Source organism: Streptomyces sp. NPDC091972, assembly GCF_044756385.1.
Classification (GTDB): domain Bacteria; phylum Actinomycetota; class Actinomycetes; order Streptomycetales; family Streptomycetaceae; genus Streptomyces.
Genome location: NZ_JBIVSV010000023.1, coordinates 25,218 through 49,359, shown reverse-complemented (window position 1 = coordinate 49,359; position 24,142 = coordinate 25,218). Strand labels below are relative to the sequence as shown.

Sequence of the window (24,142 nt, the reverse complement as noted above, 5' to 3'; positions counted from 1 at the left end):
GGACTTCGGCCATGGCCCCGCGCGGCCCAACGCCAGGACAGGGCCCCACGGGATGCCGCCCCACCCGGCGCCGGTCAAGCAGGACAAGGAACAGCAGCCCCCGGACATGCCCCCGCTCGGCCCTGGCGCCGGACCATAGGGCGGGGTCCGCCGGATCCGTGAAACAAACCGGGACGGGCCTCGGCCCGTCCCGGATCTCGTCCGTGCCGCCGCGCTCACCGTTGCAGCGCGGCCTCCTCGTCGGCGGTGAGCGGCTGTTGACCGGCCGGCAGCTCAGCCGCCGGCCGGGACAGCCGGCTCGGCCACCACATCCGGCGGCCGATCAGCAGGGTGAGGGCGGGCACCAGGACCGACCGCACCAGCAGGGCGTCGAGCAGCACGCCGAAGGCCACCAGGAACCCGACCTCGATCAGCATCACCAGCGGAAGTGTGGCGAGGACCGCGAACGTGGCCGCCAGGACCAGTCCGGCCGAGGTGATGACGCCACCGGTGGCGGAGAGGGCTTTGAGCATGCCGTCCGCCGTGCCGAGTCGCACGGTCTCCTCCCGGGCCCGGCTGGCCAGGAAGATGTTGTAGTCGACGCCGAGCGCCACCAGGAACAGGAACGCCAGCAGCGGCACCGAGTAGTCGATCCCCTCGAACCCGAGGACCGTGTCGAAGACGAACACGCTGCCGCCGAAGGCCGCGGCGAACGAGACGATCACCGTGGCCATCAGGACCAGCGGGGCCACGACCGCGCGCAGCAGCAGCCCGAGGACGATCAGGACGACGACGAGCACCAGCGGGATCACCAGCTTCTCGTCGCGCTCGGTGGTCACCTCGGTGTCCATGTTCTCCGCACTCGGCCCGCCGACGATCGCCTCCGCCCCGCGCACCGCGTGCACGGCGGTGCGCACCCGCTTGATCGTGTCGTACTCCGCGGCGGTGTCCGGCGCGTCCTTCGGGAACACCGAGATGTTGGCCCAGCCCCCGCTGGTCTGCTCCGGGACGGCCAGGGCCACCCCGCGGGTGTCCTTGACGACGTCGAGCACCCGCTCCTGATGCGCCGGCCGCGTGAAGACCGTCATCGGCTGGCCGCCGAGCTCGGGGAAGTGCTGGCGGAGAACGGCGAACCCGGTGACCGACTCAGGCGCGGACAGGAACTGGTCCTGCTCCCGCAGGGCACCGGTGTTGCCCGCCAGCCCGAGGGCGAGCACGCCGAGAACTCCGACCGAGCCGAGCGCCGCCACCCACCGGCGGCGGCTCAGGGCGGCGCCGAGCCGTCCCCACAGCCCCGGCTTCGCCTCCACGGCCGTGCTGAACCGCGGGACGGCCGGCCAGAAGATCCGCCTGCCGAGCACCACGAGCACCGCCGGGAACAGCGTCAGCATGGCCACCAGCGCGCACAGGATGCCGGCCGCACCGATCGGGCCCAGCCCGCTGGTGCTGTTCAGGTCCGCGACGAGCAGGCAGAGCAGGCCGGCGACCACGGTGGCCGCGGACGCGACGACGGCAGGTGCCGCGCCGCGCAGGGCGTGGACCATCGCGACCCGGACGTTCTCGTGGTGGTGCAGTGCCTCCCGGTACCGGGCGATGAGCAACAGCGCGTAGTCCGTGCCGACACCGAACACCAGGATCGTCAGCAGCGCCGAGTTCTGGTCGTTGACCACGATGCCGAAGCCCTTGACGAGCAGGTAGACGGTCCCCATCGCGGTCAGTGCGGCCGCGCCGACGGCCAGCAGCGGGATGATCCACAGCACCGGGCTGCGGTAGGTGAGGATGAGCAAGAGCGTGACGACGACGATGGTGGTGAGGAGGACCTGCACGTCGATGCCGTCGAAGACGGCTTCCATGTCGCCGTCGATCGCGCCCGGGCCGGTCACGTCGAGTTCCAGGCCGGAGGGGCGGTCCTTCGCGGCGTCACGCAACGGGCCGACCACTTCCTCCGGTGGGCCGTAGGCCGTGCTCACGTCGAGGGTGAACATCATCGCCTCGCGGTCGCTGGAGGGGCTCACCGGTGAGCCCTCGTCGTCCTCGCCGGCCGCCGCCGTCCCCTTCGGGGGGTACCGCTTGGCCAAGGTGCTGTAGTGGCGCTCGACCGTCGCGCGGTCGGCGTCGGTCATGCCGCCGGCACGGTGGTACACGAAGACGAACGTGTTGTCGTCACCGCCGGGGAGACGGTCGTCCAGCACCGCCGCCTTGGTGGACTCGGCACCGGCCGGCAGGGTGTCCACGGCGCTGTCGGTGGTGACCGAGCTGAGCTTTCCGCTCAGCGGCACCATGCCCACCGCCAGCACCAGCCACAGGCCGATCACCAACCACGGCACCCACCGGCCTGCCAACCGACCGGCCGGCGCTTGTCCGGGCGGCGCTGCGTCGACTGCCATCACTAGCCTCCTGCATACGGGTCACATCGCTTGTCTGGATGCCGACTTCCTAGCGAGCGAACCTGAGGCGACTGTTAATGCGGTGCTCAGACCGGTCGGCCGAGCCATGGCGAAAGGGCGGGGTCCCGGGACCCCGCCCTTCTTGTCCGCGCAGGCGTGTCAGGCCGCCTTGCGGTCCCTCTCCGCGTGGGCCCGGATGATGTCCGCGTAGCGGTACCCGGTGCCCTTGATCGTGCGCCGCTGGGTCTCGTAGTCGACGTGGACCAGGCCGAAGCGCTTGTCGTAGCCGTAGGCCCACTCGAAGTTGTCCAGCAGGGACCAGGCGAAGTAGCCGGCCAGCGGGGCGCCCTTGCGGGCGGCGGACGCGCAGGCGGCCAGGTGGTCGACGAGGTACTGCTGGCGTTCCGGGTCGTCGACCGTCCCGTCGGGGCGTACGACGTCGGGGTAGGCGGAGCCGTTCTCGGTGACGTAGATCTTGCGGGCGCCGTACTCGTCGGTGAGGCGGAGCAGGAGGGTCTCGATGCCGGACGCGTCGATCTCCCAGTCCATCCCGGTGCGCGGGACGCCGGGGCGGGCGACCTGGCGGGCCCGGGGCGCCGGTCCGGTGGGGTCGTCGGCCACGGTGACCGGCATGTAGTAGTTGAGGCCGATCCAGTCCAGCGGGGTGGCGATCACCGCGAGGTCGCCGTCCCGCTCCGGGAGGTCGACGCCGTAGACCTCGCGCATGTCCGCCGGGAAGCCGCGGCCGTGGACCGGGTCGAGCCACCAGCGGTTGGTGTGGCCGTCCATGCGGCGGGCGGCGGCGAGGTCCTCCGGGCTGTCGCCGGCCGCGTGCACGGTGGAGAGGTTGGTGACGAGGCCGACCTGGGCGGACGGGGAGGCGGCGCGGATCGCCTGGGCGGCCAGGCCGTGACCGAGGAGCAGGTGGTAGGAGGCGCGGACGGCGGCCGTGAGGTCGGTCAGACCCGGGGCCATCTTCCCTTCCAGGTGGCCGATCCAGGCCGAGCACAGGGGTTCGTTGAGGGTGGTCCAGTGCTCGACCCGGTCCCCGAGCCGCTCGGCCACGACCGAGGCGTACGCGGCGAAGTGCTCGGCGGTCTCCCGCGCGGGCCAGCCGCCGCGGTCCTGGAGGACCTGGGGCAGGTCCCAGTGGTAGAGGGTGACGGACGGGGTGATGCCGGCGGCCAGCAGGGCGTCGATCAACTGGTCGTAGAAGTCGAGGCCCTTGGGGTTGACCGGGCCGTCGCCGCCGGGCAGCACGCGCGGCCAGGCGACGGACAGCCGGTAGGCGTTGGTGCCGAGCCGGCGCATGAGGTCGATGTCCTCGCGCCAGCGGTGGTAGTGGTCGCAGGCGACGTCGCCGGTGTCGCCGCCGGCGACCTTGCCGGGGGTGTGCGAGAAGGTGTCCCAGATCGACGGCGAGCGGCCGTCCTCCGACACGGCTCCCTCGATCTGGTAGGCCGCCGTGGCCGTGCCCCACAGGAAGTCGTGCGGGAGTGCGGCGAGGTCGATGCTCACGAAAGTCCTTTCAAGATCGGTCACTTGACGGCGCCCGCCGTCAGCCCGGCGACGAGATAGCGCTGGAGCAGCAGGAAGCCGGCGACCACGGGGACGCTGACGACCAGCGAGGCGGCCATGATCTGGTTCCAGTACACGTTGTTGAGCGTGGAGTAGCCCTGGAGTCCGACGGCGAGGGTGCGGGTGGTGTCGTTGGTCATGACGGAGGCGAAGAGCACCTCGCCCCAGGCGGTCATGAAGGCGTAGACGGCGACCGCGACGATCCCGGGGATCGCGGCCGGGACCACGACCCGGAAGAGCGCGCCGAACGGCCCGCAGCCGTCCACCAGCGCGGCCTCGTCCAGATCGCGCGGCACCGAGTCGAAGTACCCGATCAGCATCCAGATCGAGAACGGCAGGGAGAAGGTCAGGTACGTCAGGATCAGCCCGCCGCGCGAGCCGAACAGGGCGATGCCGGTGGCGTTGCCGATGTTGACGTAGATCAGGAAGAGGGGCAGCAGGAAGAGGATGCCCGGGAACATCTGCGTGGAGAGCACGGTGACCGTGAAGACGCGCTTGCCGCGGAACTCGTAGCGGCTGACGGCGTACGCGGCGAACACCGCGATCACCACCGAGCAGACGGTCGCCGCGCCCGCCACCACCAGCGAGTTCACGAAGTAGCGCGCGAGCGGGATGGTGGACCAGATGTCGATGTACGGCCGGATGGTCACCTCGCTCGGCAGCCAGTGGAACTGACCCGTGACGTCGGCGAGCGGCTTCAGCGAGCTGGAGACCATGACGTACACCGGCAGCAGGACGAAGCCGGTGAGCAGGGTGAGGAAGATCCGCCGGGACCAGAAGAACGAACGCGGCGGTGCCATCGGCGAGTTGGTGCTAGCCATGGGCCGGCTTCCTTCCCCGGGAGGTCAGCAGGAGGTACACGCCCGTCACCACGAGCAGGAACAGCAGCAGGAGCACGGACATGGCGGAGCCGGTGCCGAAGTTCCAGGTGACGAAGGACGCCTGGTAGATGTGGACCGAGATGAGGTCCGCAGCTTCCGGGGCCGACTTGCCGAACAGCACGAACGGCGTGTTGAAGTCGTTGAACGTCCACAGGAACAGCACCAGCAGCAGCACCTGGTTGACGGGCCGCAGGGACGGCAGCGTGATCCGGCGGATCTGCTGCCACATCCCGGCGCCGTCCAGGGCGGCCGCCTCGTACAGCTCGCCGGGGATGTTCTGGAGTCCGGCCATGACGATGAGGAAGGCGAACGGCCAGCCCTTCCACACCGAGACGGTCAGCAGGGCCCAGAAGCTGTTGTCGCCGATCAGCCAGAAGGACGGCTTGTCGGTGAGGTGGAGCTGGTCGTGCAGGACGTGGTTCACCAGGCCGTTGTCGTGCTGGAACATGAACACCCAGGTGATGACGGCCGCGTAGACCGGCAGGGCGTACGGGATGAGGAACAGCGCCCGCAGCAGGCCCCGGCCGCGGAAGTTGTCCTGGAGGTAGACGGCCGCCGCCGTGCCGATCAGCCAGCACAGGCCGACCGACAGCAGCGTGAACGCCACGGTGACGAGGAACGAGTGCAGCAGCGCCTCGCCGACCGGGGCGTCGAAGTCCACCGACACCTTGTAGTTGTCGAGGCCGGACCAGGGCGCGGTGCCCCAGTCGCGGATGTAGAACTGGGTGAGCTCCTTGAAGCTCATCACGATGCCGATCACCATCGGCACCAGGTGGACGAGGAGTTCGAGGAGCAGGGCCGGCAGCAGGAGCAGGTACGGCAGCCCGATGCGGCGGATCCTTCCGGGGCGGCGGCGGGGATTCGGATGCGCCGCCCCGGAAGGGGTCTCGCCCACGGCGGCCTCTGCGGGCGCGGTGGTGGTCATCGTGCTCACTTCGTCGGCATCTGCTGCTGGGCCTTCTCCAGTGCCGCCTTCACCGACTCGGTGGTGACCGCGCGTCCGGCGGCCGCGTCGGCGAACAGTTCCTTGACGGCGGTTCCCACGGCCGTCTCGAACTGCGACTCGTCGGCGACCTGCGGCAGGGCGGCGGCGCTGGTGGCCAGGGTGTCCTTGAGGACCTTGTTGGGGCCCGTGCTGAACGTGCTGTCCTCCTGCACGGTCTTGACCGGCGGGATGGAGCTGTAGGCGGTGTTGAGGATCTTCTGCTCGGCGTCGCTGGTCATGAACTTCACGAACTTCTTGGCACCGTCGATGTTGTCGGTGTTCTTGAAGACGGCCAGGTTGATGCCCATGACGGCCGAGTTGACCTGGGTGCCGGCGCCGGGGGTGCCGGACTGCACGGGCACGGGCGCGATGCCGTACTTGTCCTCGCTCATGCCCTGGGACTTGAGGTTGGCGGAGGCGGACTGCCACAGCAGCATGGCCTGGTTGCCCTTGGCGAAGTCGCTGACCGACTGGTTCTGGGCGTACTCGGCGTCGCCGGTCGGGATGACCTTGTCCTTGGCCATCAGGTCGACGTACTGCTTGACCGCGGCCACCACGTTGTCGTTGGTGAAGTCGGGCTTGCCGTCGGGGGTGAAGAACTCGCCGCCGTGCTGCTTGGCGAAGACGAAGACGTGGTGGATGTTCTCGGAGAGGTTCGCGCCCTCGGCGCCGAGCGCGGACTTGCCCTTGGCCTGGATCTTCTTGCCGTCGGCGACCAGTTCGTCCCAGGTGGCCGGGGGCTTGGTGATGCCGGCGTCGGCGAAGATCTCCTTGTTGTAGTAGAGGGCGTAGGACATCGAGTAGAGCGGGACCGCGGCCGGGTCCTTGCCCTCGGCGCCGGTGGAGCCGAGCGCGGAGTCGACGAAGCGGTCCTTGCCGCCGATCGCGGCGAAGTTCTTCGCGTCCCAGGGCAGCAGCGCGCCGGTGGCCTGGAGGGAGGCGCTCCAGGTGTTGCCGATGTTGAGGACGTCGGGGCCCTGCCCGGAGGTGGTCGCGGTGAGGATCCGGTTGAGCAGGTCGGACCAGGGCACGACCTCGACCTTGACCTTGATGCCGGTCTGCTTCTCGAACTTGTCGAGCTCGGGCTGGAGCACCTTCTTGTCGACCTCGATGCTGGCGCCCTGGTTGGAGGCCCAGTAGGTCAGGGTCTTCGGCGAGTCGTTGGACCCGCCGCTCGTCGACGAGCCGCCGCCACAGGCGGTCACGAGAGTCATGAGGGAAACGGTGACCGCACCGGCGGCCGCGGCTCGGGTTCTGCGCATGGCTCTGGTGTCCCTTCCAGGGAACCCCGGTGCGTTCGCTTCTCGAACACCACCCCGGAGTTAATTTATGGCGTGATTTAAGACGCGAAGGAAAGTCGCGTCAAGAGTCGGCGCGAGGGTATCTTGCAGGTCGAGGCGGCGTCGGAAGGGAACCACATGGCGGGTCGGAGCGGGCGGACGGTGCGTGACCTGCGACGGGGCAACCGAACCGCCGTACTGCAACGGTTGTATTTCGACGGCCCCATGAGCCGCTACGAACTGGCCCCCGCCACCGGCCTGAGCGGCGGCTCGATCAGCAACGTGGTCGCCGAACTCGTCGAGGACGGTCTGGTCGAGGAGGCCGGCACCGTCGAGTCCGACGGCGGCCGCCCCCGCACCCTGCTGCGCGTCGCCCCCGCCGGCGGCCACATGATCGGCGTCGACGTCGGCGAGACCCGCGTCCGCGTCGAGCTCTTCGACCTCGCCCTCACCGAACTCGCCCGCACCGAACGGCCCCTGGAGCACCACGGCTACGACGTCGAGGCCGTCGTCGGCCACATCCGCGACGGCATCACCGAGGTCCTCGCCGACACGGACGTCGCCCCGGAACAGCTCCTGGGCGTCGGCATCGGGGTCCCCGGCATCGTGGCCCGCACCCCGGGCGAGGGCGCGGTGGTGCACGGCCAGACGATCGGCTGGGACACCGTGCCGCTGGAGTCCCTGCTGCGTTCGGCCTGTGAACTCCCCGGCTCGGTGCCGTACTTCATCGACAACGGCGCCCGCACCCTGGGCCAGGCCGAACTGTGGTTCGGGGCCGGCCGGGGCTCCCGGAACGCGGTCGTCGTCCTGTTCGGCTCGGGCATCGGCGCCTGTCTCGTCACCGAGGAGGTGGAGTACGGCCGCGCCCTGGAGTGGGGCCACGTGACCGTGCGGGTCCGGGGGCGCCGCTGCCGCTGCGGCGCCCTGGGCTGCCTGGAGGCGTACGCGGGTGCGGGGGCGCTCGTCGACCGCTGGCGGGAGGCGGGCGGTCACCCGCCGGAGGGCGCCGACGAGGAGACCGCGCTGGCGGCGCTGCTCGCCGCCGCCCACCCGGAGGGGGACGCCGAGGCCGAGCCGGTGGCCGTCGCCGTCCTGGAGGAGACCGCCGAGTACGTCGGCGCCGGCCTGTCCGACCTGGTCAACCTCTTCCAGCCCGAGCGCATCCTCATCGGCGGCTGGGCGGGCCTCCAGCTCGGCCGCCACTTCCTGCCCGCCGTACGCCGGTACGCCGACGCGTACGCCCTGCGCCACCCCGCCGAACGCGTCTCCATCGACGTCGGCCGGCTGGGCCCGGACGCGGTCACGGTCGGCGCGGCGAGTCTTCCCCTCGCCGACTTCTTCGCCCAGGGCGGCCGAAGGCCCACCCCCTACCGCGAACACGAGGGCGCGAACGGCTGACCCGCGCCGGAAGACGGACGCCACCGTCCCCCACGGGGCCGCCCCGGTCAGACCACCGGGTCGAGGAACGTCAGCACGGAGGCGTCCTCCTCGATCAGCGGAGCGAGCGCGGCGTGAACGGGCCGCAGTACGGGGTCTCCCTCCGCCGCAACGGCCCTGCCCACCCCGCCGACCGCCGGTGACCTCGTACGACCGTCTGCCGCACGGTCAGGGGGCGGTCGTACCCTTGCCCCCGTGGAGGACGACGACATCCTGGACATTGCGGAGGGGCCACAGCCGCGCCCGCAGTCGCTCATGCTCACCTTCTTCGGCAACCACGTCCTGGAGGAGGGGGACCTGGGCGTCTACTCGGGCAGCATCATCGACGTCCTGGGCCGCGTCGGCGTCGGCGAGCAGGCGGTGCGCTCCACCCTCACCCGCATGGTCAACCGCGGTCTGCTCCAGCGGCAGCGCGAGGGCCGCAAGATGTTCTTCGGCCTGACCCCGCAGGCCACCCGGGTCCTGATCGACGGCCGCACCCGCATCTGGGAGCAGGGCGCCGTCAACGACGACTGGGACGGCTCCTGGACCCTGCTCGGCTTCTCCCTGCCCGACTCCTGGAAACGCCAGCGCCACGACCTGCGCTCCCGGCTGACCTGGTCCGGATTCGGAGCCCTGTACAGCGGCCTGTGGATCGCGCCGGGCCACGTGGACGTCTCCGAGGCGGTCACCGACCTCGGACTCACCGCCCACGTCAAGATCTTCCACGCCCGGGCCGCCGAGATCACCGACATCGAGCAGATGATCCGCGACACCTGGGACCTGGAGTCCATCGCCGCCCGCTACGTCACCTTCGACAAGCGCTGGAGCGCCCACCTCGGCAACGGCACCGACGACGACCCGATCGGCATCCGCCTGCGCCTGGTCAGCGACTGGCTCCGCACCATCCGCACGGATCCGCGGCTCCCGGCCCGCCACCTGCCCCCGGCCTGGCCGGCCCGCACCGCCCAGGAAACCTTCCGCCGGGTCGCGGAACAGACCCACCCGGCACTGGCGGCGGCACGCACGGCACTGGAGACGACACCTCTGTGCCGACAGCCCTCGTAGGGGCGCCTCCAAGGGGTACGTCTGTGTCGAAGGGCGGCTGCCGGTGCGTCGTGGCCCGTCGCGCAGTTCCCCGCGCCCCTGGGGAGCTGCACTTCCCGGCGTCGCTATGGGCTCTCAGGGGCGCGGGGAACTGCGCACACGCCCGCCGACGCCGCGTCCTACCCCCCGCCCCCCACCGTGAACCCGATCACCGTGCCGCCGCCGTCCCGCGGGTGCGCGAACGGCGCTCCCCCGTGCGACAGCGCCACCTCGCGCACGATCGACAGGCCCAGCCCCGACCCCGGCAGCGAGCGCGCGTCCGCCGCCCGGTAGAAGCGGTCGAAGACCCGCACGAGGTCGGCGTCCGCGATCCCGGGCCCCCGGTCCAGCACCTCCACCCGCACGGGCCCGGACGGCGTGAACCCCGACACCGAGATCTCGATCGGACCGCTGCCGTCGCGGTCGAACTTCGCCGCGTTCTCGACCAGGTTCGACAGGGCCCGCTGGAGCATCCCCGGCCGCCCGTCCGTCACCGTCGACCCCTGCGCGTGCACCACGATCCGGCGCCCGGTCCGCCGCCGGGCCAGCCCCGCCACCTCCTCCGCGACATCCGCGAGATCCACCCGCTGCGGCGGCTCGTTGTCCGACTGGCCCGCCGCGAGGTCGACCAGCTCGTTGACCAGGTCGGTCAACTCCCGTGCCTCCTGGGTGAGATCGGCGACCAGGTCCTCGCGGGTGGCGGGCGGCAGCTCGTCGATCCGCCGCAGCAGGGAGATGTTCGTGCGCAACGACGTCAGCGGTGTCCGCAGCTCGTGCCCCGCGTCCTGCACCAGCCGCCGCTGGTCCTCCTCCGACTGCGCGAGCCGCCCCAGCATCCGGTCGAAGGCCCGGCCCAGGCGCCCCACCTCGTCGTATCCGGTGACCGGCACCTCGATCCCGAGCCGCCGGGTCCGGGCCACGTCCTCCGCGGCGGACGTGAGGATCACCAGCCGCCGGGTGATCCGCCGGGCCAGCCACCACCCGAAAAGACCGGCGCCCACCACGACCGCCGCCATGAGCAGGAACGTCCGCTGCTGGAGCGCCCGCAGCAGGTCCTCGGTGTCACTGAACTCCTGGGCCACCTGCACGGCGCCCCGCCCGTCGCCCAGCGAGACGGTGGCGATCCGGTACACGTCGCTGCCGACCGAGACCTCCCTGTGCAGGACCATCCGACCGGCCGCGTCCGCCGCCGCGACCCGCCGGTCCCCGGCGACCACCGGCAGCCCGGGCCGCCCGGGATCGGCGACCGCCCCGGTCGGCCCCAGCACCTGCACATCCGTACGGGCGGGCCGCACGAGGTCATGCCCCGGCGCCGAGGACGAGAAGTCCTCCGGCGCCATCCGGTGCTGGCTCACCTCGTCCCGCAGATCCTGCACGACCTGGTCGAACACCGACTCCTGGTCCACCCGCACGAGCCGGGCGGCGGCGCTGTAGGACAGCACCCCGACGAGCACGGTCACGGCGGCCGTCACCGCGGCGAAGGACACCGCGAACGTGGCCCGCAGGGACAGCAGCCGGGGCCGCGGCCGGGCCCACAGCCGGGCCAGCCGCCCCACTCAGTCCTCCCGGAGCACGTAACCCACGCCACGCACCGTGTGGATGAGCTGCGGCGCACCGGGCTCGTCGAGCTTGCGGCGCAGGTAGCCGACGTAGACGGCGAGGTTCTTGGAGCCGGGCCCGAAGTCGTAGCCCCAGATGCGGTCGTAGATGGTCGAGTGGTCCAGCACGATGCCCGCGTTCCGCACGAGCAGCTCCAGCAGCTCGAACTCGGTGCGGGTCAGCTCCAGCTCGCGCGTGCCCCGCCAGGCCCGCCGCGCCTGGATGTCCATGCGCAGCCCGGCCGCCTCGATCCGCCCGTCGGGCAGCTCGGGTGCGGCGGCCCGGGGAGCGGCGCCGGCCGGGGCCATCCCGTCGGGGCTGGTCCGCCGCAGCAGGGCCCGCAGCCGGGCGAAGACCTCCTCGACGTCGAAGGGCTTGACCACGTAGTCGTCGGCGCCCGCGTCCAGGCCGGCGATCCGGTCCTGGGTCTCCACGAGCGCCGTCAGCATGAGGATCGGGGTGCGGTCGCCCTCGGCGCGCAGCACCCGGCAGACCTGGAGTCCGTCGATCCCGGGCATCATCACGTCGAGGACGAGCACGTCCGGCGGCGTCCGGTGGGCCTGCGCCAGCGCCTCGACCCCGTCGGCGACCGCGGTGACCTGGTAGCCCTCCAGGATCAGGGCGCGCTCCAGGGCGTGACGGATGGCACGGTCGTCTTCAGCGAGCAGCACATTCTGGGGCACACCCTCAGTGTGCCGTGCCCACCGAGTCGTACGACGTGATGAGCTGCTCACCGCACGCCCTTCTTACTGCCCTCTCACCCCGTGGGACGCAGCGCGGCGAGCTGTTCCTCGAAGGGCACCACGGCCGAGAACGCGTCGGCCCCGGTGGCGCGCGGTGCCGGGGCGGCCGACAGGCCCGTCATCAGCGCGGCCAGTTGCCCCGCCGCCCGGTCGATCCGCCCGTCCAGTCCCTCGGCGCCCCAGTCCTCCGAGGCGGCGTACACCCCGGTCGGCACGACGACGGCCTTCAGGTAGGCGAACAGCGGCCGCAGCGCGTGCTCCAGCACCAGGGAGTGCCGGGCCGTGCCGCCGGTCGCCGCGACCAGCACCGGCTTGCCCTCCAGCACGCCGGGCTCCAGCACGTCGAAGAACGACTTGAACAGTCCGCTGTACGACGCCGAGAACACCGGCGTGACGACGATCAGTCCGTCGGCGGCGGCCACCGCCTCCTGCGCGGCGGCCAGGGCCCGTCCGGGGAAGCCGTTGGTGAAGTTCTGCGCGATCTCCACGGCGAGCTCCCGCAACTCCACGACCTGCGTGTCCACCGCGGCCGCCCGCCCCACGGCGGCGGCCAGCCGGTCTCCCAGCAGCCGGGTGGACGACGGGACGCTCAGCCCCGCGGACACGACGACGAGCTTCATGCGACGACCTCCTTGTTCCGCTCCGCGGCCAGCAGGGACGCGTGGGTGGGAGCCTCCGGCACCTCCGCCGGGCGGCCTGCGGCGAACTCCTTGCGCAGCACGGGCACGACCTCCTCGCCGAGCATGTCGATCTGTTCCAGGACGGTCTTCAGGGGCAGTCCTGCGTGGTCCACGAGGAAGAGCTGGCGCTGGTAGTCGCCGGCGTACTCGCGGAACTTCAGCGTCTTCTCGATGACCTGCTCCGGGGAGCCGACAGTCAGCGGGGTCTGCTCGGTGAAGTCCTCCAGGGACGGGCCGTGGCCGTACACGGGCGCGTTGTCGAAGTAGGGCCGGAACTCCTTCACCGCGTCCTGGGAGTTGCGGCGCATGAACACCTGGCCGCCCAGGCCGACGATGGCCTGCTCGGGGGTGCCGTGCCCGTAGTGGGCGTAGCGGGTGCGGTACAGCTCGACCATCCGCTGGGTGTGGTCGGCCGGCCAGAAGATGTTGTTGTGGAAGAACCCGTCGCCGTAGTAGGCGGCCTGCTCGGCGATCTCCGGCGAGCGGATGGAGCCGTGCCACACGAACGGCGCGACTCCGTCCAGCGGCCGGGGCGTGGACGTGAAGCCCTGGAGCGGGGTGCGGAACTTCCCCTCCCAGTTCACGACGTCCTCGCGCCACAGGCGGCGCAGCAGGGCGTAGTTCTCGATGGCGAGGTTGATGCCCTCGCGGATGTCCTTGCCGAACCAGGGGTAGACCGGGCCGGTGTTGCCGCGGCCCATCATCAGGTCCACCCGGCCGTCGGCCAGGTGCTGGAGCATCGCGAAGTCCTCGGCGATCTTCACCGGGTCGTTCGTGGTGATCAGCGTGGTCGACGTCGAGAGGATGAGCTTCTCCGTCTGCGCCGCGATGTAGCCGAGCATGGTCGTCGGGGACGATGGCACGAACGGCGGGTTGTGGTGCTCACCGGTCGCGAAGACGTCGAGTCCGACCTCCTCGGCCTTCAGCGCGATCGCGACCATGGCCTTGATCCGCTCGCGCTCGGTCGGCGTACGGCCGGTCGTCGGGTCCGGCGTGACATCGCCGACGCTGAAGATCCCGAACTGCATGGTCGCTCATCCTCCAGGTTGTTGACGGTTCAACTATAACCGCGTACCCGGAGAACGAGACCCCGCCCCCGCCTATTCCCGCCGGGAGTACCGGACGACGACGCCCCCGGCGGTGCCCCTCCCGCGCGTCAGAAGTAGTACTCGTCCCCGCTGTCCAGCACCAGCACCCGCTGCCGGTCGTTCTCCCGGTTGCGGTCCACCGTGCCCCCGTTCCACACCGTGTCGATCTCCAGCAGCACCTCCGACGGTGCCCCCCGCAACCGCACCCGCATCTCGACCCGCTCCCCCACCCCGTCCGCCGCCAGCGCCCCCACCCCGCACAGCACGACCCGCTCCTCCGACCGCGCACACCCCCGCGGCAACGTCTGTTCGTTCACGAGCGGCTCGGACCACCGCAGCCGTACGGTCGCGTCCGGCACCGCGGAAGGACCGTGATTGCGCGGCGTGAACCGCACGTCCACCCGCCCGCCCGACATGGCCGCGGCCCCGTGATACGCCAGATCCGCCTCCGGCCCGCCGACGGCGGCCGCCGTACCCCCGCCCACCAGCGCCACCAACACCGCACCCCACACCGCAAGCACCCGCATGCCACCCACTCCTCGCTCCAGCCGCCCGAACCGCCGCGGTCGCAGGGATGTATCCCACGTACGGCCAACGGCAGGCGCCCTCCATCAGGTGACGCGGGCCCCGGCGGACCGGCGTGCGAAGCTGCCCCCATGCTCGTAGCCCGCTCCGCCGCCCTCTTCGTCGTGGCCGCCCTCTTCGAGATCGGCGGCGCCTGGCTGGTCTGGCAGGGCGTACGGGAGCACCGCGGCTGGATGTGGACCGCGGGCGGGGTCCTCGCCCTCGGGGCCTACGGCTTCGTCGCCACCTTCCAGCCCGACGCCCACTTCGGCCGCATCCTCGCCGCGTACGGCGGCGTCTTCGTGGCCGGCTCGCTCCTGTGGGGCATGACGGCCGACGGCTACCGCCCCGACCGCTGGGACATCGCGGGCGCGCTGATCTGCCTCGCGGGCATGGCGCTGATCATGTACGCGCCGCGCGACTGAGCGCCGCCCGCGGGAATCCCCGCCGGGCAGCGGTCCCAGCCGCCCCGGACACTCCCTCTCGCCCGTGGGTCTCCCCCTCGTCGGGGGCCACGGCGACCGACTCTCCGCGTACAGCTCCACCGGCCCGCCATCCGGACCGCCCGGAGCCCCGGACCACGGCCGACCTATCCTGGCGGGAGCCCGTACCCACGCCCGCCCGAGGAGCAGCCCATGGCATCCGCCGCCCCGTCCCCCGCGTCCCGGATCGCGATCGTCACCGGCGCGAGCAGCGGAATCGGCGCGGCGACGGCACGGCAGCTCGCCGCGGCCGGCTACCGCGTCGTCCTGACCGCCCGCCGCAAGGACCGCATCGAGGCGCTCGCCGAGGAGATCAACGCGGCCGGGCACCAGGCCACCGCCTACCAGCTGGACGTGACCGACCGCGCGGCCGTCGACGAGTTCGCCACGGCCTTCAAGACGGTCGGCGTCCTCGTCAACAACGCCGGCGGAGCCCTCGGCGCCGACCCCGTCGCCACCGGCGACCCCGCCGACTGGCGCACGATGTACGAGACCAACGTCATCGGCACCCTGAACCTCACCCAGGCGCTGCTCCCCAAGCTCGACGCGAGCGGCGACGGCACGGTCGTCGTCGTCTCCTCCACGGCCGGCCACGGTACCTACGAGGGCGGCGCGGGCTACGTCGCCGCCAAGCACGGCGCCCACGTCCTCGCCGAGACCCTGCGTCTGGAGATCGTCGGCCGCCCGGTCCGCGTGATCGAGATCGCGCCCGGCATGGTCAAGACCGACGAGTTCGCCCTGACCCGCTTCGGCGGCGACCAGGAGAAGGCGGAGAAGGTGTACCAGGGCGTCGCCGAACCCCTCACCGCGGACGACGTCGCCGAGACCATCACCTGGGCGGTCACCCGCCCCAGCCACGTCAACGTCGACCTCCTGGTCCTGCGCCCCCGCGCCCAGGCCTCCAACACGAAGGTCCACCGCGACCTGTGACCCCCGACCGCAAGGACCCCCACGACGAACGCCACATGTGGTGGTGGCTCGCCTACTTCCTCTTCGGCATCCACATCGTGGCGTTCGTCATGATCTACGCCGTGACGCACGCACCGAGGTGAGCGCGGCTCAGCCCTTCACGCACACGACCTGCTTCAGCTTCGCCACGACCTCCACCAGGTCCCGCTGCTGGTCGATGACCTGGTCGATCGACTTGTAGGCACCCGGGATCTCGTCCACCACGCCGGAGTCCTTGCGGCACTCCACGCCCCGCGTCTGCTCCTCCAGGTCCCGGGTCGAGAACCGCCGCTTGGCCGCGTTGCGGCTCATGCGCCGACCGGCGCCGTGCGAGGCCGAGTTGAAGGCCTTCTCGTTGCCGAGACCCTTCACGATGTACGACCCCGTCCCCATGGAGCCCGGGATGATGCCGTACTCGCCGGAACCGGCCCGGATCGCGCCCTTGCGGGTCACGAGCAGGTCCATCCCGTCGTAGCGCTCCTCGGCCACGTAGTTGTGGTGTGCGCTGATCTCCGGCTCGAAGGTCGGCTTCGCCTTCTTGAACTCCTTGCGGACCACGTCCTTGAGGAGCGCCATCATGATCGTGCGGTTGTACCGGGCGTACTCCTGCGCCCAGAACAGGTCGTTGCGGTATGCCGCCATCTGCGGGGTCTCCGCGATGAAGACGGCCAGGTCGCGGTCGACCAGCCCCTGGTTGTGCGGGAGCTTCTGGGCCACGCCGATGTGATGCTCGGCGAGCTCCTTGCCGATGTTCCGGGACCCGGAGTGCAGCATCAGCCAGACAGAACCGGTCGTATCCGTGCACACTTCGACAAAGTGGTTTCCGGAGCCGAGCGTTCCCATCTGCTTCCCAGCGCGCTCATGACGGAACTTGACCGCATCCGCCACCCCGTCGAACCGCCCCCAGAAGTCCTCCCACCCCGCGGTGGCGAACCCGTGCATCCGCCCCGGGTCGACGGGATCGTCATGCATCCCGCGTCCCACCGGAATCGCCTGCTCGATCTTCGACCGCAGGCGGGACAGGTCACCGGGGAGGTCGTTCGCCGTCAGGGACGTCCTCACCGCCGACATGCCGCAGCCGATGTCCACGCCCACCGCCGCCGGGCACACCGCGCCCTGCATGGCGATGACCGAGCCGACCGTCGCCCCCTTGCCGTAGTGCACGTCCGGCATCACGGCGAGGCCCTTGATCCACGGCAGGGTCGCGACGTTGCGCAGCTGCTGGAGGGCCACGTCCTCGACCGTCGCCGGGTCGGTCCACATACGGATCGGGACCTTGGCGCCCGGCATCTCCACGTACGACATATCGTCCTCATTCCCCCGGAAAAACAACAGAAGTCTCGAATCGCAAAACCGGCGCCAAGGTCGACGTAAGGGATGACGGACCGGCGTTCACGGCAGTGCGTGCGATACACATTGTCTGCCGGGGACGCCCCCGTGCGGCAACCGAATAACCTGCGGGGACACTGAGATCCCCACGAGCCGGAGACATCCCGAGAGGAGCCCCACCGTGCAGCGGAAGGCCTACGTACCCGGCGTCGCCGCCCTCCTCGCGGCGCTGCTGGCCGGCTGCACCGGCAGCTCCGGTGGCGACGGCACGACGGACGACGCGAACCCCGGTGACGCGGGCACCGCCTCCGTCGCCGCCCAGCCCGGCAAGTACCGCACCCTCCCCGAGCCCTGCGGTGTCGTCGGCCAGAGCACCCTCGACACGCTCCTGCCCGGCATCCAGCAGATCGCCGACGCGGACCGGCGCGCCAGGGCCTACGAGGGCGAGGCCACGCTCACCTACGACACGGACCGCAAGGTCGGCTGCCGTTGGAAGGTGGAGGCCACGGACGCCACCGAGTACCTGTCGGTCGATTTCGAGCGGGTGGTGTCGTACGACAACGCGGTCAGCGACGACACCCAGGCGCAGCAGCTCTTCGCGCTGGCCGAGGAGAAGGCCGACCTGCCGGCGGCGACGGCGAGCGCGACCTCGGACGTGGCGGAGAGCGGCACCGCCAGTCCCACGGGTTCCCCGACGGCCACCCCGAGCGGTTCCGCGAGCGCGAGCGGTTCGGCCTCCGCCACTCCGTCCGATCTCCAGCCCCGCCTCCTGGACGATCTGGGCGACGAGGCGTTCCTGGACGACGTGTTGGGCGGCTCGGGTTCGACGGCCCAGCAGCGCAAGGTGACTGTGGCGTTCCGCACGTCCAACGTGATCGTGACCATCGAGTACGAGGAGCAGCCGACGACGCTCGGCGTGACCCCGGACAGCAAGGAAATGCAGGACAACGCCCGGAAACTGGCCTCGCAGCTGGCTGGTTCGCTGTCCGGCTGAGCGCTCTCCACACACCCCTCACCCGTGCGCACAAAGCCTTCGATGCCGGCCCGCACTCCGTCCTCACCGCGTACCGTGGCCCCTCGGACCCGATCCGACGGCAGGAACCACAAGCGTCATGAGTGAAGGAACCATGCAGCGACGAGCAGAGCGTGACCAGGGTGTTCAGCAAGCGAAGCGTCTTCACCGCGTCCTTGTCTGCGCGGCCGCAGTCCCGGTGATGCTGATCGCCGCCGGCTGCTCCTCCGACTCCGGCTCCGGTGGCGACAGCGCGAGCAGCGGCTCGGACAGCGGCAAGGGTGCGGACAGCGGTGCGTCCGCGTCCGCGAGTGCGGCGCCCACGGTGCAGGCGGCGGCGTACAAGTCGCTTCCCGAGTCGTGCGGGGTGCTGTCGTCGAAGACGCTGAAGTCCTTGGTCCCGGAGGCCGCGAAGGCCGGCAAGAAGGGCACGTCGGAGGCGGGTACGCGCGGCAGTTGCTCGTGGAGCAGCCTCGACAACAACGGCGTGAAGGGCTCTCAGTTCCGCTGGCTGAACGTCTCGCTGCTGCGGTTCGAGTCGGACACCTCGCGCGGTACGGGTGAGGCGCAGGCGCAGAAGTACTACGCGCAGCAGATCCAGGACGCGCAGTCGGTGGCGGGTGCGAAGAACGCCAAGTCGCAGGCGGTGTCCGGGACGGGTGACGCGGCGACGCTGGTGCGGTACGACCTGAAGAAGAAGGAAGGCGCCTTCAAGCAGCAGACGGTGGTCACGCGCGTGGAGAACGTCGTCGTCACCGTCGACTACAACGGCGCGGGTCTGGCCGGTGACAAGGCGCCGAGCGCGGACACGCTCGCGAAGCTCGCGGAGAAGGCCGCCAAGGAGGCGGTGGCCGCGGTGTCGGCGGCGAACGGCGAGGGTACGGCGAACCCGGCCCCGTCGGCGTCGGGTTCGAAGGCCCCGTCGAAGTCGGCGTCCCCGTCCCCGTCGGCGTCGAAGTCGGCCACGAAGTCGGCATCTCCGTCCAAGTCGGCCGCGAAGTCGGGCTGAAGAAGGACTGACGGCCTGTACCGGCCATCCGTGCGCAGCACACATGTGCCACTCTGTTGCGCGCAACAACACGTACAGGGAGGGGAGTACGGGTGGCCGCGCCCATGCAGTTGACTCGAATGCACCGCGTGCTCATCGGCGTGGTCGTGTTCGGCGCCGTGATCATCGCCGGCATCGGCTTCGCGGGGTCGTACGCGGCCGTCCGTGAACTCGCCATCCAGAAGGGCTTCGGGAACTTCAGCTATGTGTTCCCGATCGGCATCGACGCGGGTATCTGTGTCCTGCTGGCCCTGGACCTGCTCCTGACCTGGATCCGCATCCCGTTCCCGCTGCTGCGGCAGACGGCGTGGCTGCTGACGGCCGCCACGATCGCCTTCAACGGCGCGGCGGCCTGGCCGGATCCGCTGGGTGTGGGCATGCACGCGGTGATCCCGGTCCTGTTCGTGGTGGCGGTGGAGGCCGCCCGGCACGCGATCGGCCGGATCGCGGACATCACGGCGGACAAGCACATGGAGGGGGTCCGCCTCACCCGCTGGCTGCTGTCGCCGATCCCCACGTTCCTGCTGTGGCGCCGGATGAAGCTGTGGGAGCTGCGCTCCTACGAGCAGGTCATCAAGCTGGAGCAGGAGCGTCTCGTCTACCGTGCCCGGCTGCACTCCCGCTTCGGCCGGGCCTGGCGCCGCAAGGCCCCGGTGGAGTCCCTGATGCCGCTCCGGCTGGCGCGGTACGGGGTTCCGCTGGCGGAGACGGCTCCGGCGGGCCTGGCGGCGGCGGGCATCGAGCCGGTCCTGCTCCCGCCGGCGCCCGAGGCGGTCGCGGGCAGTGGTGCGGCCGGGCCGGCCCCGGCCCCGGCCCCGCAGCGGGCGGCCGCCCCCGGCGAGCAGCGCCTGGAGCTGGACGCCAACCCGCAGGCGCAGCAGGCGGCCCCGGAACCGGAGCCTGACCTGAGCCCCTGGTTCGAGGCGCCCCAGCAGATCGAGTACCAGGGCGGCTACAACCCGAACTACGACCCGGCCGAGCAGTACGAGCGCTGGTACGAGGAACAGATCGAGGCCGAGCAGTACGAGTTGCAGCAGATCCAGTACGAGGAGCCGCCCCGGGAGCCCTCGATGGAGGAGACGGGCAGCTTTCCCATCCCGGTGACGAACGGCCGTACCCGGGAGCTGGGCGAGGGCGGCGGGACCCCGGAGCCGACGGAGGAGGACTTCTACCAGGTCTTCAAGAAGTCGATAGACGGCAGCTATCCCTCCCCCGGCCAGCTCAGGGGGGACGTGGAGGCCACGTACGGCATCGTGCTCCCGCAGCGCGAGGCCGAGCGCATGGTCAACCGCTTCACGAACCGTCACACGGCGGAGCTCCAGGAAGACCACATCGCCTAGCGGACGTCGCACACAGAAGGGGCCCTCGCCGTAATGCCGGTGGCGAGGGCCCCTTCTGCGTTTCCCGGTGTCTACTCCCCGAGCAGTGCCCGGACCCGCTCCTGTCCGACGGCCAGCAGCAGCGTGGGCAGCCGGGGCCCGGTGTCGCGGGAGACCAGCAGCCGGTACAGCAGGGCGAAGAACGTCCGCTGGGCGGTCTTGATCTCGGCGGGCAGTTCCTTGGGGGTGGCGTCCGCGGAGAACCCGGCCTGCACCTTGGGCACGCCGTACACGAGGTGGGTGAGCCCGTCGAGCGACCAGTGCGAGGCGAGCCCGTCGAGCAGGAGGCGCAGGGACTGCTGGGAGGCCTCGTCGAGGGACTTCAGCAGCTCGGCGTCGGGCTCGTCGCGCACGATGGTCCGCTGGTCGGCGGGCACGTGGGTGTTGATCCAGGCCTCGGCCTTGTCGTACCGGGGCCGGGCCTCGTCCAGGGCCGACAGCGGGTTGTCGGGGTCCAGTTCGCTGAGGATGCGCAGCGCCTGGTCCTCGTGCCCGGCGGTGATGTCGGCGACGGAGGCGAGCGTGCGGTACGGCAGCACGCGCGCGGTCCTGGGCAGTTCGCCGGCGGCCGTGCGCACCGCGCGGGAGTGCGCGGCGACGTCGGCGGGCAGCGCGGTGCCGTCGGCGACCTTGGCGTCCAGCTTGTCCCACTCGTCGTAGAGCCGCTGGATCTCCTGGTCGAAGGCGATCTTGAAGGACTGGTTGGGCTTGCGGCGGGCGTAGAGCCAGCGCAGGATCTGCGGCTCCATGATCTTCAGCGCGTCGCCCGGTGTGGGCACCCCGCCCCGCGACGACGACATCTTCGCCATCCCGGAGATGCCGACGAAGGCGTACATGGGTCCGATGGGCTGCTTGCCGCCGAAGATCCCGACGATCTGCCCGCCGACCTGGAAGGAGGAGCCGGGGGACGAGTGGTCGACGCCGCTGGGCTCGAAGACGACGCCCTCGTACGCCCAGCGCATCGGCCAGTCGACCTTCCAGACGAGCTTGCCGCGGTTGAACTCGTTCAGCCGGACGGTCTCGGCGAACCCGCAGGCGTTGCAGGTGTACGACAGCTCGGTGGTGGCGTCGTCGTAGGAGGTGACGGTGGTGAGGTCCTTCTCGCAGTTGCCGCAGTAGGGCTTGTACGGGAAGTACCCGGCGGATCCGGAGGACCCGTCGTCCTCGGCAGCCGCGCCGGAGCCCTCGGCGGCCTCGACCTCGGCCTCGTCCAGGGGCTTCTGCTGCTTCTTGGCCGGGGCCTTCTTGGTCCGGTACTGGTCGAGGATCGCGTCGATGTCCGCGCGGTGCGCCATGGCGTGCAGGATCTGCTCGCGGTAGACGCCGGAGGTGTACTGCGCGGTCTGGCTGATCCCGTCGAACTCGACACCGAGCTCGGCGAGCGCGTCGACCATGGCGGCCTTGAAGTGCTCGGCCCAGTTCGGGAACGCGGACCCCTTGGGCGCGGGCACGGAGGTCAGCGGCTTGCCGATGTGCTCGGCCCACGACTCGTCGATCCCGGCGACACCGGCCGGCACCTTGCGGTAGCGGTCGTAGTCGTCCCAGGAGATGAGGTGCCGCACCTGGTGTCCGCGGCGCCGGATCTCGTCGGCGACGAGGTGCGGGGTCATGACCTCGCGCAGGTTCCCGAGGTGGATCGGTCCCGAGGGGGACAGTCCGGACGCGACGACGACCGGTTTGCCCGGGGCCCGACGCTCCGACTCCTCGATGACCTCATCCGCGAAACGGGAGACCCAGTCGGTGGTCTCGGTGCTCTGAGCCACGATCGGCACGTCCTTCTTTCTGAACGGGTGACGCTCCATTGTCACAGACCCGGGTGCGGCCGGAAAAACCGCTTTACCCCCCATGGGATACTGGCGGTGTCCATCGATCCTCACCAGGAGAACGGCACCCCTCCTTATGGCCTCGGTCACGTCCCTCAGCGACTCCGTCCAGCAGCGTCTCGCTGCGGCCCTCTCGGCCGCCGTGCCGGACGCCGACTCCGCGGACCCGCTGCTGCGACGTAGCGACCGGGCGGACTTCCAGGCGAACGGCATCCTGGCGCTCGCCAAGAGGACGAAGGCCAACCCGCGGGACCTCGCGGCCCAGGTGGTCGCCCGGGTCGAGTCGGGCGACCTGCTGAGGGACATCGAGGTCTCCGGCCCCGGCTTCCTGAACATCACGCTCACCGACCGGGCGATCACCGAGAACCTGGCCGCCCGGTACGCCGACGAGACCGGCCGCCTCGGTGTGCCGCTCGCCGCCGACCCGGGCATCACGGTCGTCGACTACGCCCAGCCGAACGTGGCGAAGGAGATGCACGTCGGCCACCTGCGGTCCGCGGTGATCGGCGACGCGCTGCGCGCGATGCTCGACTTCACGGGCGAGAAGACGATCGGCCGGCATCACATCGGCGACTGGGGCACGCAGTTCGGCATGCTCATCCAGTACCTGATGGAGCACCCCGGCGAGCTGGCCCCGGCGTCGGAGGTCGACGGCGAGCAGGCCATGTCGAACCTGAACCGGGTGTACAAGGCGTCGCGCGTGGTCTTCGACTCCGACGACGAGTTCAAGGAGCGGGCGCGCAAGCGGGTCGTCGCCCTGCAGTCCGGCGACAAGGAGACCCTCGACCTCTGGCAGCAGTTCGTGGACGAGTCGAAGGTCTACTTCTACTCGGTCTTCGAGAAGCTGGACATGGAGATCCGCGAGGACGAGATCGTCGGCGAGTCGGCGTACAACGAGGGCATGCCCGAGACGGCCCGCCTCCTGGAGGAGATGGGCGTCGCGGTGCGCTCCGAGGGCGCGCTGGTCGTCTTCTTCGACGAGATCCGCGGCAAGGACGACCAGCCGGTGCCGCTGATCGTGCAGAAGGCGGACGGCGGCTTCGGCTACGCGGCGAGCGACCTGACGGCGATCAGGAACCGCGTCACCGACCTGCACGCCACGTCCCTCCTGTACGTGGTGGACGTCCGCCAGTCCCTGCACTTCAAGATGGTCTTCGAGACGGCCCGCCGGGCGGGCTGGCTGTCCGACGAGGTCACCGCGCACAACATGGGCTACGGCACCGTGCTGGGCGCGGACGGCAAGCCGTTCAAGACGCGTGAGGGCGAGACGGTCCGGCTGGAGGACCTGCTGGACGAGGCGGTGCAGCGGGCCGCCGAGGTCGTACGGGAGAAGGCGCAGGACCTCACCGAGGAGGAGATCCAGGAGCGGGCGGCTCAGGTGGGCATCGGCGCGGTGAAGTACGCCGACCTGTCCACGTCCCCGAACCGGGACTACAAGTTCGACCTGGACCAGATGGTCTCGCTGAACGGCGACACGTCCGTGTACCTCCAGTACGCGTACGCCCGTATCCAGTCGATCCTGCGCAAGGCGGGAGACGTCCGGCCGGCCGCCCACCCGGAGCTCGAACTGGCGGACGCGGAGCGGGCGTTGGGCCTGCACCTGGACTCGTTCGGCAGCACGGTCTTCGAGGCGGCGGCGGAGTACGCCCCGCACAAGCTGGCGGCGTACCTCTACCAGCTGGCGTCCCTGTACACGTCGTTCTACGACAAGTGCCCCGTCCTGAAGGCCGAATCGCAGGCCCAGGTGGAGAACCGCCTCTTCCTCTGCGACCTGACCGCCCGCACCCTCCACCAGGGCATGGCCCTGCTCGGCATCAGGACGCCCGAGAAGCTCTGACCGCGGGGGGCGTTGTCA

21 protein-coding genes are annotated in these 24,142 nt (G+C 70.8%); 9 read left to right on the top strand and 12 right to left on the bottom strand.

Annotated elements, in window-relative coordinates:
- Positions 1-215 precede the first annotated feature (215 nt).
- The 5 genes from ACIQJT_RS40445 to ACIQJT_RS40425 form a co-directional block, all read right to left on the bottom strand.
- Positions 216-2,366, bottom strand: coding sequence for an MMPL family transporter (locus ACIQJT_RS40445; RefSeq protein ID WP_402650467.1), 2,151 nt, complete (start codon positions 2,364-2,366; stop codon positions 216-218).
- A gap of 159 nt (positions 2,367-2,525) precedes the next feature.
- Positions 2,526-3,884: a GH1 family beta-glucosidase gene (locus tag ACIQJT_RS40440; protein WP_402650466.1), complete on the bottom strand. Its 1,359-nt coding sequence runs from the start codon at positions 3,882-3,884 to the stop codon at positions 2,526-2,528.
- Positions 3,885-3,904: 20 nt separating this feature from the next.
- Positions 3,905-4,744 carry a carbohydrate ABC transporter permease gene (locus ACIQJT_RS40435; RefSeq protein WP_053848248.1) on the bottom strand — a complete coding sequence of 280 codons (840 nt, stop codon included), beginning with the start codon at positions 4,742-4,744 and terminating at the stop codon, positions 3,905-3,907.
- Between the two features lie 13 nt (positions 4,745-4,757).
- The gene (locus ACIQJT_RS40430) at positions 4,758-5,750 is read right to left on the bottom strand and encodes a sugar ABC transporter permease (RefSeq protein ID WP_365461941.1); all 993 of its coding nucleotides are present in this window, start codon (positions 5,748-5,750) and stop codon (positions 4,758-4,760) included.
- Positions 5,751-5,755: 5 nt separating this feature from the next.
- Positions 5,756-7,072 carry an ABC transporter substrate-binding protein gene (locus tag ACIQJT_RS40425; RefSeq protein ID WP_402650465.1) on the bottom strand — a complete coding sequence of 439 codons (1,317 nt, stop codon included), beginning with the start codon at positions 7,070-7,072 and terminating at the stop codon, positions 5,756-5,758.
- Between the two features lie 156 nt (positions 7,073-7,228).
- On the opposite strand from ACIQJT_RS40425, the gene ACIQJT_RS40420 reads away from it, so the two are divergent.
- The gene (locus ACIQJT_RS40420) at positions 7,229-8,488 is read left to right on the top strand and encodes an ROK family transcriptional regulator (protein ID WP_365461937.1); all 1,260 of its coding nucleotides are present in this window, start codon (positions 7,229-7,231) and stop codon (positions 8,486-8,488) included.
- Positions 8,489-8,722: 234 nt separating this feature from the next.
- Complete coding sequence (locus ACIQJT_RS40415; protein WP_365461935.1) at positions 8,723-9,574, top strand: PaaX family transcriptional regulator C-terminal domain-containing protein; 852 nt, start codon at positions 8,723-8,725, stop codon at positions 9,572-9,574.
- A gap of 158 nt (positions 9,575-9,732) precedes the next feature.
- Here the strand turns inward: ACIQJT_RS40415 and ACIQJT_RS40410 are convergent, their stop codons facing one another.
- The 5 genes from ACIQJT_RS40410 to ACIQJT_RS40390 all read right to left on the bottom strand — a co-directional run bounded on the left by ACIQJT_RS40410 (position 9,733) and on the right by ACIQJT_RS40390 (position 14,229).
- On the bottom strand, positions 9,733-11,148 hold the full coding sequence (locus tag ACIQJT_RS40410; protein WP_365461933.1) for a HAMP domain-containing sensor histidine kinase: 1,416 nt from the start codon (positions 11,146-11,148) through the stop codon (positions 9,733-9,735).
- Entirely contained in the window at positions 11,149-11,874 is a 726-nt protein-coding gene (locus ACIQJT_RS40405) for a response regulator transcription factor (protein ID WP_365461931.1), read from the bottom strand.
- Between the two features lie 74 nt (positions 11,875-11,948).
- Positions 11,949-12,554, bottom strand: coding sequence for an FMN reductase (locus ACIQJT_RS40400; RefSeq protein WP_365461929.1), 606 nt, complete (start codon positions 12,552-12,554; stop codon positions 11,949-11,951).
- Positions 12,551-13,642, bottom strand: coding sequence for an LLM class flavin-dependent oxidoreductase (locus ACIQJT_RS40395; RefSeq protein ID WP_402650464.1), 1,092 nt, complete (start codon positions 13,640-13,642; stop codon positions 12,551-12,553). The genes ACIQJT_RS40400 and ACIQJT_RS40395 overlap by 4 nt, the downstream gene beginning before the upstream one ends.
- Before the next feature lie 128 nt (positions 13,643-13,770).
- Positions 13,771-14,229, bottom strand: a complete 459-nt coding sequence (locus tag ACIQJT_RS40390) for a hypothetical protein (RefSeq protein WP_402650463.1) — start codon at positions 14,227-14,229, stop codon at positions 13,771-13,773.
- A 129-nt stretch (positions 14,230-14,358) separates the two neighbouring features.
- Between ACIQJT_RS40390 and ACIQJT_RS40385 the strand changes: the two genes are divergently transcribed.
- From ACIQJT_RS40385 to ACIQJT_RS40375, 3 genes are all read left to right on the top strand, one after another.
- On the top strand, positions 14,359-14,691 hold the full coding sequence (locus tag ACIQJT_RS40385; RefSeq protein WP_402650462.1) for a YnfA family protein: 333 nt from the start codon (positions 14,359-14,361) through the stop codon (positions 14,689-14,691).
- 210 nt (positions 14,692-14,901) lie between these two features.
- Positions 14,902-15,678, top strand: a complete 777-nt coding sequence (locus ACIQJT_RS40380) for an SDR family NAD(P)-dependent oxidoreductase (RefSeq protein WP_053850216.1) — start codon at positions 14,902-14,904, stop codon at positions 15,676-15,678.
- Complete coding sequence (locus ACIQJT_RS40375; RefSeq protein WP_365465500.1) at positions 15,675-15,800, top strand: hypothetical protein; 126 nt, start codon at positions 15,675-15,677, stop codon at positions 15,798-15,800. Before ACIQJT_RS40380 ends, ACIQJT_RS40375 begins: the two co-directional genes overlap by 4 nt.
- 7 nt (positions 15,801-15,807) lie before the next feature.
- On the opposite strand, the gene ACIQJT_RS40370 is transcribed toward ACIQJT_RS40375, so the two are convergent.
- The gene (locus tag ACIQJT_RS40370; protein WP_365465503.1) at positions 15,808-17,001 is read right to left on the bottom strand and encodes an RtcB family protein; all 1,194 of its coding nucleotides are present in this window, start codon (positions 16,999-17,001) and stop codon (positions 15,808-15,810) included.
- Positions 17,002-17,206: 205 nt separating this feature from the next.
- Between ACIQJT_RS40370 and ACIQJT_RS40365 the strand changes: the two genes are divergently transcribed.
- The 3 genes from ACIQJT_RS40365 (at position 17,207) to ACIQJT_RS40355 (ending at position 20,425) form a co-directional block, all read left to right on the top strand.
- On the top strand, positions 17,207-18,019 hold the full coding sequence (locus ACIQJT_RS40365) for a DUF3558 domain-containing protein (RefSeq protein WP_365465506.1): 813 nt from the start codon (positions 17,207-17,209) through the stop codon (positions 18,017-18,019).
- A gap of 118 nt (positions 18,020-18,137) precedes the next feature.
- Positions 18,138-19,046 (top strand): DUF3558 family protein, encoded by a 909-nt coding sequence (locus ACIQJT_RS40360; RefSeq protein WP_402650461.1) that lies wholly within the window; start codon positions 18,138-18,140, stop codon positions 19,044-19,046.
- A 104-nt stretch (positions 19,047-19,150) separates the two neighbouring features.
- Positions 19,151-20,425, top strand: coding sequence for a DUF2637 domain-containing protein (locus tag ACIQJT_RS40355; RefSeq protein ID WP_402650460.1), 1,275 nt, complete (start codon positions 19,151-19,153; stop codon positions 20,423-20,425).
- Positions 20,426-20,496: 71 nt separating this feature from the next.
- On the opposite strand, the gene lysS is transcribed toward ACIQJT_RS40355, so the two are convergent.
- Positions 20,497-22,236: a lysine--tRNA ligase gene (lysS, locus tag ACIQJT_RS40350; RefSeq protein WP_365465515.1), complete on the bottom strand. Its 1,740-nt coding sequence runs from the start codon at positions 22,234-22,236 to the stop codon at positions 20,497-20,499.
- Positions 22,237-22,363: 127 nt separating this feature from the next.
- On the opposite strand from lysS, the gene argS reads away from it, so the two are divergent.
- The gene (gene argS / locus ACIQJT_RS40345; RefSeq protein WP_402650458.1) at positions 22,364-24,124 is read left to right on the top strand and encodes an arginine--tRNA ligase; all 1,761 of its coding nucleotides are present in this window, start codon (positions 22,364-22,366) and stop codon (positions 24,122-24,124) included.
- Positions 24,125-24,142 lie beyond the last annotated feature (18 nt).

Bases quoted from the DNA above. Each gene is read 5' to 3' on its own strand.
- ACIQJT_RS40435 (WP_053848248.1), bottom strand. From the start codon at position 4,744: ATGGCACCGCCGCGTTCGTTCTTCTGGTCCCGGCGGATCTTCCTCACC.
- ACIQJT_RS40420 (WP_365461937.1), top strand. From the start codon at position 7,229: ATGGCGGGTCGGAGCGGGCGGACGGTGCGTGACCTGCGACGGGGCAAC.
- ACIQJT_RS40380 (WP_053850216.1), top strand. From the start codon at position 14,902: ATGGCATCCGCCGCCCCGTCCCCCGCGTCCCGGATCGCGATCGTCACC.
- ACIQJT_RS40425 (WP_402650465.1), bottom strand. From the start codon at position 7,072: ATGCGCAGAACCCGAGCCGCGGCCGCCGGTGCGGTCACCGTTTCCCTC.
- ACIQJT_RS40355 (WP_402650460.1), top strand. From the start codon at position 19,151: ATGCAGTTGACTCGAATGCACCGCGTGCTCATCGGCGTGGTCGTGTTC.
- ACIQJT_RS40390 (WP_402650463.1), bottom strand. From the start codon at position 14,229: ATGCGGGTGCTTGCGGTGTGGGGTGCGGTGTTGGTGGCGCTGGTGGGC.
- argS (WP_402650458.1), top strand. From the start codon at position 22,364: ATGGCCTCGGTCACGTCCCTCAGCGACTCCGTCCAGCAGCGTCTCGCT.
- ACIQJT_RS40360 (WP_402650461.1), top strand. From the start codon at position 18,138: ATGAGTGAAGGAACCATGCAGCGACGAGCAGAGCGTGACCAGGGTGTT.
- ACIQJT_RS40385 (WP_402650462.1), top strand. From the start codon at position 14,359: ATGCTCGTAGCCCGCTCCGCCGCCCTCTTCGTCGTGGCCGCCCTCTTC.
- ACIQJT_RS40445 (WP_402650467.1), bottom strand. From the start codon at position 2,366: ATGGCAGTCGACGCAGCGCCGCCCGGACAAGCGCCGGCCGGTCGGTTG.
- ACIQJT_RS40430 (WP_365461941.1), bottom strand. From the start codon at position 5,750: ATGACCACCACCGCGCCCGCAGAGGCCGCCGTGGGCGAGACCCCTTCC.
- ACIQJT_RS40370 (WP_365465503.1), bottom strand. From the start codon at position 17,001: ATGTCGTACGTGGAGATGCCGGGCGCCAAGGTCCCGATCCGTATGTGG.
- ACIQJT_RS40400 (WP_365461929.1), bottom strand. From the start codon at position 12,554: ATGAAGCTCGTCGTCGTGTCCGCGGGGCTGAGCGTCCCGTCGTCCACC.
- ACIQJT_RS40395 (WP_402650464.1), bottom strand. From the start codon at position 13,642: ATGCAGTTCGGGATCTTCAGCGTCGGCGATGTCACGCCGGACCCGACG.